This window comes from uncultured Methanobrevibacter sp., from assembly GCF_947170395.1.
Classification (GTDB): Archaea; Methanobacteriota; Methanobacteria; order Methanobacteriales; family Methanobacteriaceae; genus Methanocatella.
In genome coordinates, this window is sequence record NZ_CAMVTE010000005.1 from 1 (window position 1) to 16,668 (window position 16,668).

Sequence of the window (16,668 nt, forward strand, 5' to 3'; positions counted from 1 at the left end):
GACCAGAATGGGTAACTTATAGTGATGAAGAAATTGAAGAGATGATTTTAAAATTCAACAGAGAAGGTAAAAGCACTTCCGAAATAGGTATCGTATTAAGAGACCAATACGGAATTCCATCCGTTAAAGACGTTACCGGTGAAAGAATTACCGAAATCTTAAGAAGAAACGGTCAGGCTGGAGACTATCCGGAAGACTTAATGAACTTAATCAGAAGAGCAGTAAACATCAGAGATCACTTAGAAGAAAACCCTAAAGACTTACACTCAAAAAGAGGTTTAACCATTATCGAATCAAGAATCAGAAGATTAGCTTCTTACTATGTAAGTGAAGGTAAATTACCAGAAGGTTGGAGATATAATCCAAAAGAAGCAGCACTCCTTGTTAAATAGAGCTGGCGAAGCTTGCAATATGCTTAAGGAGCATATTGAAAATGATGCTGTTATAAGAATTATTTCTCATAACGATGCAGATGGAATTTCTGCGGCAGCTGTTATAGCTAATGCTTTGGCTGAGGAAAAGGCTCAATTCCATACTACAATTATCCCACGTCTGAAAGAGGAGGATGTCAATAGCCTTCGAAGTGAAAAATATGATTTGTTCATTTTCTCAGACATGGGAAGTCCATTCATTAAGGAATTCAACACCTACAAGCATGATGTCATAGTTGCAGACCACCATCAGGTCGCAGATGTGGAAGCGGAAAGCAATGTAGTCCACATCAATCCGCATCTTTTTGATATTGATGGAAGCAAGGATTTGTGCGGAGCGGGTTCAGCTTATCTCACCATCCGTGATTTGGACAAAAAGCACCTGGCCTATTATGCTTTGGTCGGTGCGTTCGGTGATATGCAGGGCCAATCAGGCTTTACCGGTGTCAATAAGTTGATTCTTGATGATGCACTTGAAAGCGGCAAGCTGGAAATTCATGAAGGTTTAAAGATTGTTTCCAAAACTACAGAACCGATTTTTAAATCTCTTGCATATACTTTTTCACCGCCACTTCCTGGAATAAGTGGTGATTTTGATGGAGCCCGTGAATTTCTGGAACGCATGAACCTGTCTTACGGAATAAAGTTCACTGATATGGAAGATGAGGAAAAGGATTTGCTTAAGGAAGCTCTGGCAAACATCAATCCTGAAATATTCGGTGATTGCTACACTGTAGCTAGTGAAGCCCCAATGCTTCGTGACCTTGAGGAGTACTCATACATTCTCGATGCATGCGGCAAGAATAAAAAGCAGGGTTTGGGTTTAAGCATCGCTTTGGGCGAAAAGGACCAGGCATTGGATGCAGCCTTAAAATTGCAACGTCAATATCGTGACCAAATTGTAAGGGGCCTTGAATGGATTAAAAAGGAAGGAGCCGAACAACTCAACTCAATTCAATATCTCTACAGTGAAGATAAGGTGTTGAAATCAGTGATGGGTACCATTGCAAGTATCGGTCTTTCAGTTGAACTTTTGGATGATTCAAAACCAGTTTTAGGTCTTTCAAGACTTCACAATGACATTAAGATATCCGGCAGGACAACTAGGGACATGGTTGCAAAGGGCGTTAATCTCGGTAAGGCATTGCAGGATTCATCAAACAATTTTGGTGGAACCGGCGGAGGACATGACATTGCGGCCGGCGCAATGATTCCATTTGAAAGTAAGGACAATTTCCTTCATATAGTGGATGAAATGGTTGAATATCAATTAAGTAATGATTAATATGTTTTTAACAAAAAAAGAACAGGAAATGTGTGACGGGGAGTACGGAGAAACTATCAGGAAGAGTATGGATATCCTGGTTGCTTTGGGAGATATCTATGGCGCTTCCAAATTGGTTGACATTACTTCCGCTCAGGTATCTGGAGTTTCTTATAAAACCATTGGTGATGCGGGTTTGGAATATCTTGAAGATCTGGCATTGGATGGGTCTGCTAAAGCTACCATCAATGCGTCTTTAAATCCGCCTGGCACTGATTTGGATAATTGGGAGGCATTGGGCTTTCCTCGTGAGTTTGCAATCAAGCAGAATGAAATCGTTGATGCATATGCAAAGCTTGGAATTGCAAAAACCTGTACATGCACTCCTTATCTTGTAGGTAATGTTCCTAGATTCAGGGATCATGTTTCCTGGTCTGAATCATCTGCTGTCTGTTATGTTAACTCTGTTATAGGTGCAAGAACCAATCGTGAAGGCGGTCCGGCAGCTCTTGCAGCAGCTATTGTCGGCAAAACTCCTTTATATGGGTTCCACCTGCAGCAAAACAGAAAGGCAAATCTGGTTGTCAATGTCAGCTGCGAATTAAAAGGGGCTGATTTTGGAGCTTTGGGATACATTATCGGTAAGGTCGTTGGAGGAGGTGTTCCTTATTTCAAACTGCAGAACACTCCAAACAACAATGATTTAAAGACTCTTGGAGCAGCTCTTGCTTCTTCAGGATCCGTTGCACTTTATCATATGGAAAATGTAACTCCCGAATATGATTTGGCCGGTGAAGAGGATGTTGAAGATATAATGTTTATTTCCGAAAAGGAAATTGCTGAAACTCGTCAAAAACTAACCACCTCTGATAGGGAGCCTGACCTGATCTGTTTAGGTTGTCCTCATGCATCACTTGAAGAAATTAAACAGGTAGCCAGTATCGTTCAGGGAAAGACAATTAAAAATAAATTATGGATTTGCACATCTGTTAGTGTTAAAGCGACTGCTGATAGGATGGGCTACACAGAAATCATTGAATCTGCAGGCGGAAATGTCGTATGTGACACCTGTATGGTTGTAGCTCCTATTGAGGAGATGGGCTTTGAAGTAATCGGTGTAAATTCAGCAAAGGCAGCAAATTATGTTCCATCAATGTGTGGACTTGATGTTGTTTATAACGATGTAGAAAATCTTATTCAGTTTGAATAAGGTTTCTATAATATTTTTTTAATTCAAATTCCGCCTTATCTATTTTTAAAAAAGATGATAAACAATCACTATCGTTGAATGTGGTGTTCATATTTTTCTCCTAAAATTCATCTATTATATCTGACCTGAAAACAGATTTCAATAATTCATTTCGTTTGCCAATTGAAAATTTATCATTTTTAAATGCTTTTTCAGTTAATTTAATGTAATTTCCAAGTGAATAATATTTTTTTAAAGATGGTGAGTATAATTGCCCATCATATCCTTGAATTTTAGATTTTTTAACTAAATCATCATGATTAATGGAATCCAGTTTTAAATCACTATTTTTCAATCTATAACTTAATACCTCATGGCTAATTTGAAAATACTGTTCACATGAAATCATATTTTCAATCTTCCATTTTTTGATATTGTTTTTTTCACCATATGCATAAAGTGAAGCTTCAGGAAGCAATAAATGTGAAGCAAATATATTTGCATTTTTTTCACTTTCTGTATTCTCATCATCACTGCATATTATCCATTCATCGGATTTTTCAAATAGCAAATGATATAGTTCATGAGCTAATGTGAAATTCTGATTTCCCAAATCTTGTGTTGAGTTTAATATTATTAAAAAATCAGTTTTGTTTTTTGAACAGCATCCCTTAATTTCTTTTTTAAGGGGCATCCAAAGAATAGTTAAATTTTTAAGATGTTCTAATGATTCATTTAATATGTTGATTGGGCTATAAGGGTCTATTCCCCATTGTTTTCTTAATATTTGCGATAAATCTTTACTGTTCATAAATATCATCTAATTTTCTTAAAAATTCTAAATTTTTCATCACTTCATTCATTTTTGCTATTAATATCAGATCTTTATTTTTCTTATCTCCTCTAAAAGCGATTTTTGAAGGTTCGTAATTTGATGTTTCATCTAAAATGTAGTCTAGGGAACAGTTATATAAATCAGACAATTTTTCAATAATGTCAATTGTGGCTGTGCGTTTTCCATTTTCAATATTTGATAGGTGACCCTGGTCAATTTTTAAATAATCAGCTACTTGTGTTTGGGTATAATTGTTCTCTTTTCTTAATTCTTTTAACTTTTTTGCGATAGATTTCTGAAATTCATCATCCATTTGTTCGACCTGTTAAGTATTCTGACATATTTTTAATATATATTTTTTTGAAATTATATGTCATTTGTAATTTAACTAATTATAAAATTACTTTATTTTTATTATATTTAAATTTTATTAATTAATTAAGTTAAATTTACTTTATAAATAAATAAGATTAGTTTATTTTAAGTTAAAATAATTTTATAGTATTAAATTAATTTTTCAAGTAAAATTATAGTTTATATATCGAAGGAAATATTTACCTTAAATTAAAACTGTTAACCTTTAAATTAAATAAAATCAATAAATTAAACTAATGAAATTGTGAGGAAGACAATTATGAATTATTTAGTTGTTGGTGCCGGAAATGCTAGTAGGCCTGTTGCAAGACTGCTAAATCATTTAGGCCATAGTGTTGTTATAACAGATTTAAAAGACATTTCTGAGTTTAAAATTGAATTTCAAAGAAGTTTAATTGAAATGGAAAAGGAAGGAGTCAAACTGGATTTGGCAAATAAAAATCCTTCTCTTGATGGTTTTGAAGCTGTTTATAAGCCACCTACATTACCTGATTCCGCTCCAATAGCACAATTAATCAATGATTCTGATTTAAAAGTTCTGACCAATGAAGAATTCTCAAAAATGGTCAACAATCTGATTCCGGCAGACATTATCGGAATCACCGGAACCATGGGAAAAACCACCACTACATTCATCACAACCAGTCTGTTCAAACAGGCGGGATATAACGTGTGGTCATGTTCATCTCTTGTAAATAATCTGGTTTCGGAAGCCATTATTGATGGAATCGTTAAGGGTAAGGCAAAAGAATGCGATATAGCTATTTTTGAACTTCCTCATGGTACAATTGGCCTTTTAGATAGGCTTGATATTAAAATAGGTCTTTTAACCAATATTGCAGAAGACCATTTATCCGAATTCGGCGGATCTTTGGAGAAATACCAGCAGCGTAAACTGATTCTGCAGGCAATGAGCGAAACTTTCATTGCAAACAACTCCTGCAGGGACATCATTGAAAAGGTAAGGGATGATGTGATATTTTACGCCTTGGATGAGGATGTTGACTTTAAGGGAACCGCTGGAGACAAGTCACTAACCATAAAATATGGTGAAGATGAATTTACAACACCTTTCAATATGATGAGCTATTTCTTTGAAAACTCCGTTGCGGCTTCGGCTGTAGCATTAACTTATGGTGTCAATAAAGAAGACATTATTGATGCTTTGACAGTTTTTAAAGGCATGCCTGCTCACATGGAGGATGTTGGTGATTATAACGGCAGAAAAGTAATACTTGATTCTGCATTTTTATATGATGGAATGAAAATAACCCTTGATTACTTTAAGGATGAAAGCGTTGTTTTGTTCCTGGATCATTTTGATACATTGTCTGTTAGGGACAAGCCTGAAGTTGGCCGTCTTGTAAGTGAATATGATATTAAGGTTGTTATAGCCAGCGGATTTAATGAAGTTACTCAGGAAGTGGAAATGGAGGCTGCCTGGGAGATTTTGGATGCCATTACAAATCCAAACATAGAAAAGGTAGCCGTTGAGAACATAGAAAAGGCCGCTGAGCTTACATTCAAATATTCCGTGCCGGGAGATATCATTTTACATATGGGACCGCTTATAGCATATGACAGGCTGACAACAGTCGATAAGATTATGAAAGGATTGGAAAAAGGAAGTAAAAAGTATGAATAAAAATAAGACCTTCGGGGTAATCGGTGTTTGCGGAGCTAATGGTAATTTAATCGCAAGAATCCTTAAACAAAGGGGATTTAATGTTATAGGAACTGATCTGGCATTCAAAAAGGATTGCAGATTTGCAAAGGCCCTTGAAGGTTATGACATTGATGTTTATTATGGAAAGACTCCAGAAACATTTTTCAAAAAGGCCGACTATATCATTCCTCCTGCAAGCTTATCCAAAGATTCTGAACTATTGAAAAACTGCGAAAAGCCTATTTTGGAGTTGTGTGATGTTATTGACATGATCAAACCTGAAAAACCGGTATTCGGAATAACCGGAACAAACGGAAAAACCACAACCACCACACTGCTTAAAAAGATTGCTTATGATAATGGAATCAAACCATGTGAACATGATTTGGAGGGAATGCAGGGAAATGCAGAGTTCATTCCAATATTGCAGTCAAGATTAAATGGTGATGTGGGAATCCTGGAAGTTGGAACATTCGGTGTTCCCGGTACTGTCGGACGTATTGTAAAGCACACATCCATGTCAGGCGGTCTGATTACAAATATCACTCCCGACCATTTGAATGACCTTGGAAGCTTTATGGATTATGCCAATGTAAAAGGGGAATTCATAAAAGAGCTGCAAATAGGTCAGCTGATTGTCAACGGCCATGACCCTACAATAATGGGGCTTTTAAGGGAACTTGACTTTAAAGGCGAGATTATAACCTTTGGAGTTGATGAGCTTCCGGATTCAATCGGCATGAAGGAATGTGTCTGCGGACGTGAAATAGCAGTCAAGGAAATCATCTCAGGTTGCGGATATTACTTCTGTCAATGCGGAATTACAACCCCTCAGGTTGACTATATTGCAACAAACGTTGATTTGCCAAACAGAACATTTGATTTGCACACTCCAACAGAAAAACTGACAGTCAAGATGGGTGTTGACGGACTTCACAATGTTTACAACCTAACCGGTGTGATTATTGCAGCTCACCATTTCCTGGATATTCCATATAATAAGATATTGCCTTCAATTGCCAGTTTCACAGGCGTAAGCGGAAGAATGGAAGAAGTGGGAGAGGTAAACGGTAAGGATATTTTTGTTGATTATGCTCACAATCCTGCCGGTGTGGAAACGGTTTTAAAAGAATTTAAAAAATTGTTCGGTGACTTTACAACCGTAATTACCGTTTCATCAGAATCAGGTTATATCGGTGATTTGGATATTTTCAACAGCGTATTGAAATTCTCAAAATTTATCGTGCCTGCATCAGTCGCATCACAAAAGATAGCTGTCGAAAAGCTCAAATCCAATCCGAAATTAAACGACAGAATCTTTTTAAACCATGTCGATGATTTTGAAAAAACAGGCACTCTTGGAGCTTCAAGAGAAGAAGTTAGGGACGGTCTTAAAAAGGCATTAAACTTGGATTGCGAAATGGTTATAGCAATCGGTGAGGCCGCAACCAAGTTTAAGGATCTTGTTTTTGAATTATAATTCAGTAGAGTTACTAAATATCACATGTTTTTGGCGGTTCGCCTGAAAAGTCAGCAATTGTAGCTTTTCCGTTGATTGTAAATACTTCAAATACAGGGTTGTCGCCGGTTTCGTATAATGCTTTTACAAGTTCGTTTGAATCGATTACTTTTTGCTTTAACTCTACGCTGTTTGTAAATTCAACAGCACCGGAAATTCTTAACCATACAAATTCTGGTGTTGCAGTTACGATTTCACAGTTTGGATTAGCGTCCAATTCTTTAAACATAGGTTTGTTGTTTGCGGTACAGAAGTATGGTTTTCCATTCTCTTCAAAATAGAATAGGATTGGTCTTACTTTTGCATTTCCGTCAAGTCCGCTGGTAGCCAGGTATATTAATGGGTTTTCTTTTAAAAAGTTTATTACATCGCTCATTTTTTATATCTCCTAATTGTTTGTTGGTTATAGTTTATTTTAAAGTATATAAAGCTTTTTTGTAACTTTGGAGTTACCTTGTAACTTTTTGGTAACTGCGGTGGTCGTACGGCGGTTTATTTTTGCACTTATTACTCGCCAAATGCTCTCACTAAACCTTTTATAAACATTAAAAATTAATATGTTAATATAAAATGGGTATTGTAAATTAATCGGATAAGGGTTTAATCATGGCTAGTTATATATCTCATCCTTTAATCAAGAAAGATTCAATAGAATCAAGATTATATCAGCAGGTTTTGGCTGGGGATGTATTGAAGAAAGGAAATACGATGGTTGTTGCACCTACTGCACTTGGAAAAACCATTGTTGCAATACTGGTTGCCGCAGACAGGTTGCAGAAGGTTAAAAATTCAAAAATACTTGTTCTTGCTCCGTCCAAACCGTTGGCTATTCAGCATGAGGCCAGCTTTAAGGAGTTTCTGACACTTCCATGTTCTTCAATAACAGGTGCCGTAAAGACAGAGGACAGAGTTACAAGATGGGAAGAGTCCAGAATCATCTGTGCCACTCCCCAAACAGTAGAATCCGATTTGCTAAACGGCCGTTATGATTTAAGCAGCGTGTCCCTGATTGTCTTTGACGAATGCCATCATGGTGTTGGCGCATATTCTTACGTATATCTTGCTTCCCGTTATGTTCAGGAATCCAATTACAATTTGATTTTGGGCCTTACAGCTTCACCGGGTTCCGACAAGGCGAAAATAAAGGAAGTGTGTGAGAATCTTTACATTCAAAATATTGTAGTCAAGACAGAAGATGACCATGATGTGAGACCTTATTTCAATCCTGTTGAAATCGACTGGGTTAGAGTAAAGATGAGCTCAGAGCTTGAAAAAATAAAAAATTACATTGACAAAGCCCTGAAAGTCAGATTGAAGGCTCTAAAAAATATGGGCATTATCAAGACAGTTTCGGTTGGTAAGGTTGATATTCTAAAGGCAAGAGGAAGGGTTCAGGGTGAAATTGCAAGATCAGTTAATCCCGACAAGGATCTGTTTCAGGCAATTTCCATATTGAGTGCGGTTATTAACATTCAGCATTCCCAGGAGCTGATTGAAACTCAGGGTGTTTCAACATTCAACAAATATATTTCAAGGCTTCGCAAGAAAAAGACAAAGGCCTCAAAATCCTTGATGTGGGATGATAACTTTGGTCGTGCGGTAAAGATGGCCCGTGATGCCGAACGTCATGGCTGGGAACATCCTAAATTAAGGGAAGTAACCAAAATCCTTAAAAAGGAATTGGGCACAGGTGACGGTCAAACCAAACTCCAATCCACAAGATTTGCAGAAAATGAGGATGAAAAATCATCTAAAATAATCGTTTTCACCCAATATAGGGATACTCTGGAGATGATTCACCAAAAGCTGGAAAAGGAAGGCATCAAATCAGCCAAATTTTTCGGCCAGGCTTCAAAGGATGGTGAAAAGGGCCTTACTCAAAAGGAACAGAAAGCCATCATCAAAGCATTCAGAATGGGAGAATACGATGTGCTGTTGTCAACCAGTGTTGCGGAGGAAGGTATAGATATTCCCGCTGTTGATTTGGTTGTTTTGTATGAACCGGTTCCTTCTGAAGTTCGTATGATTCAAAGGCGTGGAAGAACAGGCCGTAAAAGGACAGGACGTGTTAAAGTACTGATTACAATGGGCACAAGAGATGAGGGATATTACTGGTCCAGCGTCAATAAGGAAGCTCAGATGAAAAATCAGCTAATCGATCCTGTTGTTTTGGAAGAGCTAAATGCCTCTGCAGTCGAGAGGATGGAAAACGAAAAAAGGGTCAAAGTTATTGAAAGGCCTAAAGAGGAAAAGACAAAACCTGTTGTTTATGCCGACTCAAGAGAGGGGAATTCTAAGGTAATCAGGCATTTGTCCGAAATGGAAATTGATGTTAAGGTTCATTCGATGGCTGTTGGTGATTATCAGGTAAGCGATGAGGTGGTAATTGAGAGAAAAACCGCCAAGGATTTTGTTGATTCCATAATTGATAAGAGACTGTTCAAGCAGGCACGTGAATTGTCCGAGGAATTCAAACGCCCGCTGCTTATTCTTGAAGGGGATGACATCTACAACGGCATGATTCATCCGAATGCGGTCAGGGGAACCATTGCCTCCATTGCAATAGACTTTGGCATAAGCATAATTCCTACAAGAAACTCTGAAGATACTGCCGCAATGATAAAAAGAATAGCTGTTCGTGAACAGACCGGTGAAAAAACTCCGATACAAATCAGGACGGATAAAAAACCGGTAAGCCTATGGGAGCAGCAGTTGTTCATTATAGAGTCCCTGCCTAATATCGGACCGGTCAATGCAAAGAATCTGCTTCAGCACTTCGGAACAGTCGCAAATGTAATCAATGCTTCTGAAAGTGAACTTCAGGAAGTTGATGGTATTGGTGAGAAAACTGCTAAAAATATTAGAAAAGTAGTTGAATCCGAATATTTGTATTTCAAAAAAGAAATTAAAGAAAGAAAACTTCTTTAATTTTAAATCCTAAAATTTTTTTTCATATATTCATAACTTTTTTTGATGGAATCAAAGTCATTTACTTCAATGATATAGATGCCATCATAATTATTTTTCTCTAAATTATTGATGATAGTGTTTAATTCAATTGAGCCTTCACCTAATGTGAGGTGTGCATCATCATCACCAAAATTATCATGGGCATGTATGTGTTTAATCGAATCAAAATACATTGCCTCCGGGCGATATTGGGCATGGTTTGCATGACCGATATCAAGGGTCATTGCCATGTCAAGAGAAACCAGCAAATCGTTTAAATCTTGCAAATTCTGATAAATCATTGCATCGAATGTAGGCATATTTTCAACTGTGGTTAAAACGCCCAAATCGCTGCCGTATTCTCCAATCTCTCTGATTGATTCATTTGCAGTTTCATAAACTTTATCAAGGAAATATTTTTTAGCCAAAAATGAAGCCAGTCCGGGATGGACAACAACCGCTTCACCATCTATTTCATTGGCCAAATCTATTGAATCCTTAATCTGCTGGATTGAGTTCAATCTGCTTTTCTCCTGCAGGGAAGCAATATTGACATCCATAAAAGGAGTATGAATGCTGTATTTAAGGTTGTAGCTTTCAAGAATGTCCGCATCTATATTTTCTGATGGATACTGATGTACCAGTTCGGCATATTCAAGTCCCAAACCTTCAATGAATTCCAATGTCTCTTCCAATGTATATTCTATTCCCGCCAGGGTTGATGCACCAATTTTCATATTATCACTGTTTTCTGACTGCTGTAATTTTCAAGCCCATCTCAATAGCTTCAAGGATAAAATCGGACAGTTCAATGCCGTTTCTTATTTTGATTTCACCCTTCTTGGATGTTGTTGCTGTAAGCAGATATTCTCCTTCAATTAAAATGTCAAAGTTCTGTCTTCCGTTTTCACGTCCCAAATCAAGAATCATCTGTTTTCTTGTATGGATGATGTCAAATTCAAAAGGAGTTTCATCAACAGGTTTGTCACCGATTACCTCCACTCCCAGGCTGATTCCGATTTCACGTTCAATTTCAGCAATCCTTTTGCCGTTTTTGCCGATGATTTTTGGAACGTATTGGTCGGGAATGTAAATGTTGGCCCTCTCAGGGGAGATTACCTCAACTTCAACCTTTGCCTTTTTCGGAAGCATCCTTTTTATTTTACGCAAAATCTCATTTTCCGCAATGATGTCTACGGAAGATTTATTCGGACCGTCTGAATTGGTTCCGTTGACCAAATCCATATCCATGACAATGGTCTGTTCACCATATGTGTAGATTTCATTTTTAAGCTCTCCGGTTTCAAAGTCCCTTACTTCAATCACAGGTCTTGCAAGATCAGCTTCCTTCATTCCGCTTGGAACCTTGACGGTCATTTTTGTCTCATAAACACTTGTGACACGACCGTTTTCAATGTAGATGCTTGTATCCACGATTGAAGGGATTACTCCCAGCTCAACTCTTGAAGCAATTCTTTGGATTGCATCTATAGGGCGGGTTGCATGAACGACTCCAATCATTCCGACACCCGCAAGTCTCATGTCCGCAAAAATGTTAAAATCAGTATTTTTTCTTAATTCATCATAAATTGTATAGTCAGGTCTTACAAGCAACAGCACATCCGCCGTATTTTCCATGCTGCCTTCCAATGGAGCATACTGGGTAATTTCATCACCCAACTGCAAATCTCTCGGAGATTCCATTGTTTTCACAATTTTGTTGAGTTCTTCAGAATAGTATTTTGCGATGGCCTGAACGAATGTTGATTTACCCGCTCCGGGAGATCCGGATATTAAAATACCTTCAGCGCTTGTTTTGATTCTGTTTAGCAACTTGTCTGATAGGTGATATTCATCCAGGTCAATCTTTGCCACAGGACGAACAACAGTAATTTCAAGGCCTTCCGCAAAGGGAGGGTATGCTATAGAAATTCTGTATTCTCTTGACTGAACAACAAAGGATCCTTCCTTGTCGGATTCCAGATAGGTCTTTGAATCGGTATGCGCCTTTTCAAGTATTTCATCCATGATGCTTTTGAGTTCTGAATAGGAATATGGCTTGTCGCTAAGTTTTACGAAGTCAATGTGGCCTGGTGTTCCTTTCTTGGCCATCGGAACTACATTTTCTTTTAAATGAATTGACATTGTATTTTCATCAAAGAACTTTTCAATTGAGAGAGCTTTATGGGTATATTTCTGTTCAAAATAATAGACTGGAATTCCCTGAGCCTTTGCAACTTCCGCCTGCACCTTGTCGTTTGTAAGAAGTGTTCCGAACTCTGACCTTGCAAGGTCTCTTATGATGCTGTCAATTTCTCCGCTTTTGGCATATCTGATGTCATAGTTGGTTGGCCTTTTTCCTTTAAATGTAATGGCCAGCTCACCGTCATCCTGCATTTGCTGCAGCTTTTGAAGTTCAGCTAATCCTTTAGCGCCTTCTGACCTTTTTGCATTTGCCTGATGTTCAAGTTCACAAACTACAGCTTCAGGTACAATGATTTCCGGATAGTCGAAATCCCCATTTTCTATCAATTCGCTTACAGCACCGATAATCACTGCGCTTGTGTCTGGTATAATGCATTTCATTTTAATACACATCTTCAGGGTTTATAAGTCTTTCTAAAATGATTTCCAAATCATCATCCTTTAAATCATCAATGTCTATGTCATTTTCTGTGTTGATTTTTCTAAAAAAGCATGAAAGGTAACCTTCGTGGCAAGCAGCTCCAACCTGTTTGATTTTCAAAACAATTGCATCCATATCACAGTCAACAAGGATTTCCTGAACTTCCTGATAGTGTCCTGATGATTCACCTTTTAACCATAACTGATTCCTTGAAGTACTCCAGTAGTGTGCCTTTCCAGTTTTGATTGTTTTGATAAGGGCTTCCTTGTTCATATTTGCAAGCATCAGCACCTGGTTTGTATCTGCATCCTGTGCAATTGCGGTTATAACTTTCACACCATTGATTTCGTGTCTGAAGTTAATTTCCATATTTATTCCTCTTTTAAATAATCGATAATATTGTCAATGTCAACAAGTTCCTGGTTTCCGCTAACCATATCTTTAATAGTAATTTTACCTTCTTTAAGGTCGTTTTCACCAATTATGGCTATTTTTGAAACTTTAATTTTATCGGCATAATTCATTAGTTTTTTGAATTTTTTACCGTTCAAATCAACATCCGCTTTAATGTCATTCTTTCTGAGAAGCTGTGTGATTTCGTAGGCTTTAGGCCTTACACTTTCTGAAATGGGAGCAACATAAATGTCCAGGTGTGAAGGCAACTCTTCAGTTTCTGTTAGTTCTTCTATTGCATTCATTAGTCGGTCAAAACCAAGTGCAAAACCTGTTGATTCAACTTCCTGGCCTCCGAAGAGTTTTACCAGATTGTATGATCCTCCGCCGCAGATTTGTTTTTGAGCACCAAGTTCAGGAACATAAATCTCAAATACGATTCCTGTGTAGTAATCGAGCCCTCTTGCAACTCCTAAGTTTAATGTGTAATTTGCCACATCAAACGCTTCCAAAAGTTCAATTAATTGTTTAAACTCTTTTAAAGCTTGTTTTGGTTCATCATATGGGGCAAGTAATTCTTCAACATCACTTAAAATAGATTTGTCTCCAACCATATCGATTAGCTTTAATAGAATTTGATTTAATTCGTCATTATCAATAACAGGTTCGTCCCCACTCAATGATTCGATTAATAAATCCTTATCTCCCTTGTCAATAACAACCATTATTTCTCTTTGGGTTTCAGTTGAGATTTCAAAGTGTTTGAAAAGGCCTCTGATGATTCCCAAGTGATTAAGATTAACATCGGCGGTGGTTATGCCCAAAGCATTTATTGCATCTGTACATAGTGCAATGACTTCCGCTTCACCTTGTGGTGAATTAGCTCCAATCAGTTCGCAACCAAATTGCCAGAATTGTCTGAACCTTCCCTTTTGAGGTCTTTCATATCTAAAACAGCTTCCATAGTAGTAAAGTTTAATAGGTTTTGTGGAAGTTTTTTCAAGCTCATTTAAATATAATCTGGCCACCGGAGCTGTAATTTCAGGCCTTAAGGTCAATTCCCTGTCGGACTTGTCCTTGAAGTTATATAATTGATTGACAATTTCTTCTCCGGATTTTGTTGTAAATAATTTTAATTCTTCAAATAATGGGGTTTTTATTTCCTGATAACCGTAATTTTCGAATATGTTTCTTAAGGTACTTTCCACTTTTTTTCTCTGTCTCATTTCATCAAATAAGAAATCTCTAGTACCTCTAGGTCTTGTAAATTCCATTTTTGCTCTCCTATGATTAAATTTATTATAATTAAACTATGTTTTTTGGATGTTATATAATCTTTTGTTCAACATTACTTTTCAAATGCTCTCGGATAATTTGTTAATAATTTGGTATATAATTGTTATATAAGTTTTGGAAGTGTGCTTTTACACATTTGTGTATTTCTGCAGTTAAAATAGTTTTAATTGGTTTCAAGTGCACTATCTAATCAAATACAGAAGGAATGATTATTATGGTGAAATATAAATTAGTGGATACATTGCTATATCAAAGTGAAGAAGGTGCTGTTGAAGGAAAATTCATCATTGGTGATGAGACCCTATGGGCAAGTAGAAAAGTCGTGGCTGAGATTTTTGGAACTGATAAATCTAATATATCAAGACATTTCTCAAATATTGTTCAAGATGGGGAGCTTGACGAAAAAGAAGTGAGTATAAGCTCTAATGAACTATTTAAAGATGATTTAGAGTTTAGTAAGGAATCCGCACAAAACTCTAAAAAGGGAGGTAGGCCTCAAATATGGTATAATCTTGACGCAATCATATCAATTGGTTACAGAATCAATTCAAAAAAAGCAACACACTTTCGTAAATGGTCTAGAGAAATTCTAAAGCAATATATGCGAAAAGGTTTTGTCATCAATAAAGAACTTTTAATGAAAGGTGGAAAATTCACTGATGAATACTTCGAGGAATTGGTCGATGTAATTCGAGAAATCAGATCATCTGAAAGGAAAGTGTATGAAAAAGTGACTGATTTGTTTACAACAGCATATGATTACAACAAAAATGCTCAAATAACAAAAGAATTCTATGCTAAAGTTCAAAACAAACTACATTATGCAGTTGTTGGGCTTACCGCACCTGAAATTATACATGAAAGAGCCGACAGTGAAAAAGAGCATATGGGGTTGACTACTTGGTCAAGAGCACCCAAAGGTAAAGTATTGCTTAGGGATGTTAAAGTGGCTAAAAATTACTTAACTGAAAAAGAGTTAAAAACTCTTAATCGTGTTGTAAGCATGTATTTGGATTATGCTGAAGATAGGGCTGAAAGGCAAATTCCAATGAGCATGAAAGATTGGGCGGAAAGGCTTGATAAATTTTTAGAATTCTATGAATATGCAGTATTAAAAGGAAAAGGGAAGATATCAAGAAAAGAAGTTGATGAATTTGTTGAATTGGAGTATGAAAAATTCAGACCAATACAGGATAAAGTGTTCAAATCAGACTACAATGAATTTGATGAAGAAACTAAAAAGTTTTTAGTATAACTTTTAATCAATTATTATTATATGAATATTAAAGGCAGTACAAATATTGTAGGTTTGATTGGTCATCCGGTGGAACATAGCTTTTCACCGCCAATGCATAATGCCGCATTTAAAAAATTAGGAATGGATTATGCTTATGTTGCTTTTGATGTTGAACCTAAAAATATTTCGCAGGCGATTGAAGGAGCGCAGGCGCTAAATATTAAAGGGTTCAATGTTACCATCCCTCACAAGATTGAAGTGATGCAGTACTTGGATGGTTTGGATGAGGTTGCAGCACTTATAGGTGCCGTAAACACTATTGACTTTAAAGATTTGAAAGGATACAATACTGATGGAATCGGTGCAATAAGGGCTATTGAGGAAGTGACCAAAGTCAAAAATAAAAACGTTATTGTTGCAGGTGCCGGCGGAGCTTCAAGGGCAATATCATTTTACCTTGCAAAGTTCGGTGTCGACTCATTGATTATTCTTAACAGAAATGTCGAAAAGGCGAAGAATTTGGCAGGTGATGTTTCTGCTTCCAATTTGATTGATGACGTTAAAGCAGATTCGATTTCTGAGATAGGTAATTATCTGAAAGATGCCGACATTCTGGTTGATACAACACCTTTGGGAATGCATCCTCACATTGACGATGAGCCGATTGCTAAAGCTGAGGATATGCATGATGATCTGGTAGTATTTGACGCTGTTTACAATCCAAATGAAACAGTATTACTTAAAGAAGCGATTAAGGCTGGAGCAAAGCCGATTTATGGAATTAAGATGCTGCTTTACCAGGGAGCTGAAAGCTTTAGAATCTGGACAGGTCAGGATGCTCCAATAAGTGTGATGGAAAATGCGCTTAATGAATATTTGGGAAGATAA

Annotated in this window: 15 protein-coding genes; 8 read left to right on the forward strand and 7 right to left on the reverse strand. The window is 37.0% G+C overall.

Annotation, left to right across the window (positions count from 1 at the left end; all coding sequences use genetic code 11):
* The 3 genes from Q0W04_RS02040 to Q0W04_RS02050 all read left to right on the forward strand — a co-directional run.
* The coding region (locus Q0W04_RS02040) for a 30S ribosomal protein S15 (protein ID WP_298499700.1) at positions 1 to 392 on the forward strand (392 nt) is incomplete at its 5' end.
* Positions 382 to 1,716 (forward strand): DHH family phosphoesterase, encoded by a 1,335-nt coding sequence (locus Q0W04_RS02045; RefSeq protein ID WP_298499703.1) that lies wholly within the window; start codon positions 382 to 384, stop codon positions 1,714 to 1,716. The genes Q0W04_RS02040 and Q0W04_RS02045, both read left to right, overlap by 11 nt.
* A gap of 1 nt (position 1,717) precedes the next feature.
* Positions 1,718 to 2,905, forward strand: coding sequence for an aconitase X catalytic domain-containing protein (locus Q0W04_RS02050; RefSeq protein ID WP_298499708.1), 1,188 nt, complete (start codon positions 1,718 to 1,720; stop codon positions 2,903 to 2,905).
* Between the two features lie 100 nt (positions 2,906 to 3,005).
* On the opposite strand, the gene Q0W04_RS02055 is transcribed toward Q0W04_RS02050, so the two are convergent.
* Together Q0W04_RS02055 and Q0W04_RS02060 are read right to left on the reverse strand one after the other, a co-directional pair.
* Positions 3,006 to 3,695, reverse strand: a complete 690-nt coding sequence (locus Q0W04_RS02055; RefSeq protein ID WP_298499711.1) for an ImmA/IrrE family metallo-endopeptidase — start codon at positions 3,693 to 3,695, stop codon at positions 3,006 to 3,008.
* A complete protein-coding gene (locus tag Q0W04_RS02060; protein ID WP_298499714.1) occupies positions 3,685 to 4,032 on the reverse strand; it encodes a helix-turn-helix domain-containing protein in 348 nt (115 codons plus the stop codon). The genes Q0W04_RS02055 and Q0W04_RS02060 overlap by 11 nt, the downstream gene beginning before the upstream one ends.
* 321 nt (positions 4,033 to 4,353) lie before the next feature.
* On the opposite strand from Q0W04_RS02060, the gene Q0W04_RS02065 reads away from it, so the two are divergent.
* Both Q0W04_RS02065 and Q0W04_RS02070 read left to right on the forward strand, forming a co-directional pair.
* Positions 4,354 to 5,739: a Mur ligase family protein gene (locus Q0W04_RS02065; protein ID WP_298499717.1), complete on the forward strand. Its 1,386-nt coding sequence runs from the start codon at positions 4,354 to 4,356 to the stop codon at positions 5,737 to 5,739.
* Positions 5,732 to 7,240 (forward strand): Mur ligase family protein, encoded by a 1,509-nt coding sequence (locus Q0W04_RS02070; RefSeq protein ID WP_298499720.1) that lies wholly within the window; start codon positions 5,732 to 5,734, stop codon positions 7,238 to 7,240. Before Q0W04_RS02065 ends, Q0W04_RS02070 begins: the two co-directional genes overlap by 8 nt.
* A 13-nt stretch (positions 7,241 to 7,253) precedes the next feature.
* Here the strand turns inward: Q0W04_RS02070 and Q0W04_RS02075 are convergent, their stop codons facing one another.
* Positions 7,254 to 7,655 (reverse strand): pyridoxamine 5'-phosphate oxidase family protein, encoded by a 402-nt coding sequence (locus Q0W04_RS02075; protein ID WP_298499724.1) that lies wholly within the window; start codon positions 7,653 to 7,655, stop codon positions 7,254 to 7,256.
* A gap of 230 nt (positions 7,656 to 7,885) precedes the next feature.
* Here Q0W04_RS02075 and Q0W04_RS02080 point away from each other — a divergent pair, with 230 nt between their 5' ends.
* Entirely contained in the window at positions 7,886 to 10,207 is a 2,322-nt protein-coding gene (locus tag Q0W04_RS02080) for a DEAD/DEAH box helicase (protein WP_298499726.1), read from the forward strand.
* Between the two features lie 2 nt (positions 10,208 to 10,209).
* On the opposite strand, the gene Q0W04_RS02085 is transcribed toward Q0W04_RS02080, so the two are convergent.
* From Q0W04_RS02085 to hisS, 4 genes are read right to left on the reverse strand one after another with little or no spacing between them, the layout of a single operon-like run.
* Entirely contained in the window at positions 10,210 to 10,965 is a 756-nt protein-coding gene (locus Q0W04_RS02085) for a sugar phosphate isomerase/epimerase (RefSeq protein ID WP_298499730.1), read from the reverse strand.
* A 4-nt stretch (positions 10,966 to 10,969) separates the two neighbouring features.
* The gene (locus Q0W04_RS02090; RefSeq protein ID WP_298499735.1) at positions 10,970 to 12,814 is read right to left on the reverse strand and encodes a PINc/VapC family ATPase; all 1,845 of its coding nucleotides are present in this window, start codon (positions 12,812 to 12,814) and stop codon (positions 10,970 to 10,972) included.
* A 1-nt stretch (position 12,815) separates the two neighbouring features.
* On the reverse strand, positions 12,816 to 13,223 hold the full coding sequence (gene hisI, locus Q0W04_RS02095; RefSeq protein WP_298499738.1) for a phosphoribosyl-AMP cyclohydrolase: 408 nt from the start codon (positions 13,221 to 13,223) through the stop codon (positions 12,816 to 12,818).
* Positions 13,224 to 13,225: 2 nt separating this feature from the next.
* On the reverse strand, positions 13,226 to 14,521 hold the full coding sequence (hisS, locus tag Q0W04_RS02100; protein WP_298499741.1) for a histidine--tRNA ligase: 1,296 nt from the start codon (positions 14,519 to 14,521) through the stop codon (positions 13,226 to 13,228).
* A gap of 236 nt (positions 14,522 to 14,757) precedes the next feature.
* On the opposite strand from hisS, the gene rhuM reads away from it, so the two are divergent.
* Positions 14,758 to 15,798 (forward strand): RhuM family protein, encoded by a 1,041-nt coding sequence (gene rhuM / locus Q0W04_RS02105; RefSeq protein WP_298499744.1) that lies wholly within the window; start codon positions 14,758 to 14,760, stop codon positions 15,796 to 15,798.
* A gap of 21 nt (positions 15,799 to 15,819) precedes the next feature.
* Entirely contained in the window at positions 15,820 to 16,668 is an 849-nt protein-coding gene (locus tag Q0W04_RS02110; protein WP_298499747.1) for a shikimate dehydrogenase, read from the forward strand.

Coding starts and splice junctions, on each gene's coding strand:
- rhuM (WP_298499744.1), top strand. CDS start 14,758: ATGGTGAAATATAAATTAGTGGATACATTGCTATATCAAAGTGAAGAA.
- Q0W04_RS02110 (WP_298499747.1), top strand. CDS start 15,820: ATGAATATTAAAGGCAGTACAAATATTGTAGGTTTGATTGGTCATCCG.
- Q0W04_RS02085 (WP_298499730.1), bottom strand. CDS start 10,965: ATGAAAATTGGTGCATCAACCCTGGCGGGAATAGAATATACATTGGAA.
- Q0W04_RS02065 (WP_298499717.1), top strand. CDS start 4,354: ATGAATTATTTAGTTGTTGGTGCCGGAAATGCTAGTAGGCCTGTTGCA.
- Q0W04_RS02060 (WP_298499714.1), bottom strand. CDS start 4,032: ATGGATGATGAATTTCAGAAATCTATCGCAAAAAAGTTAAAAGAATTA.
- Q0W04_RS02075 (WP_298499724.1), bottom strand. CDS start 7,655: ATGAGCGATGTAATAAACTTTTTAAAAGAAAACCCATTAATATACCTG.
- hisS (WP_298499741.1), bottom strand. CDS start 14,521: ATGGAATTTACAAGACCTAGAGGTACTAGAGATTTCTTATTTGATGAA.
- hisI (WP_298499738.1), bottom strand. CDS start 13,223: ATGGAAATTAACTTCAGACACGAAATCAATGGTGTGAAAGTTATAACC.
- Q0W04_RS02055 (WP_298499711.1), bottom strand. CDS start 3,695: ATGAACAGTAAAGATTTATCGCAAATATTAAGAAAACAATGGGGAATA.
- Q0W04_RS02050 (WP_298499708.1), top strand. CDS start 1,718: ATGTTTTTAACAAAAAAAGAACAGGAAATGTGTGACGGGGAGTACGGA.
- Q0W04_RS02080 (WP_298499726.1), top strand. CDS start 7,886: ATGGCTAGTTATATATCTCATCCTTTAATCAAGAAAGATTCAATAGAA.
- Q0W04_RS02070 (WP_298499720.1), top strand. CDS start 5,732: ATGAATAAAAATAAGACCTTCGGGGTAATCGGTGTTTGCGGAGCTAAT.
- Q0W04_RS02090 (WP_298499735.1), bottom strand. CDS start 12,814: ATGAAATGCATTATACCAGACACAAGCGCAGTGATTATCGGTGCTGTA.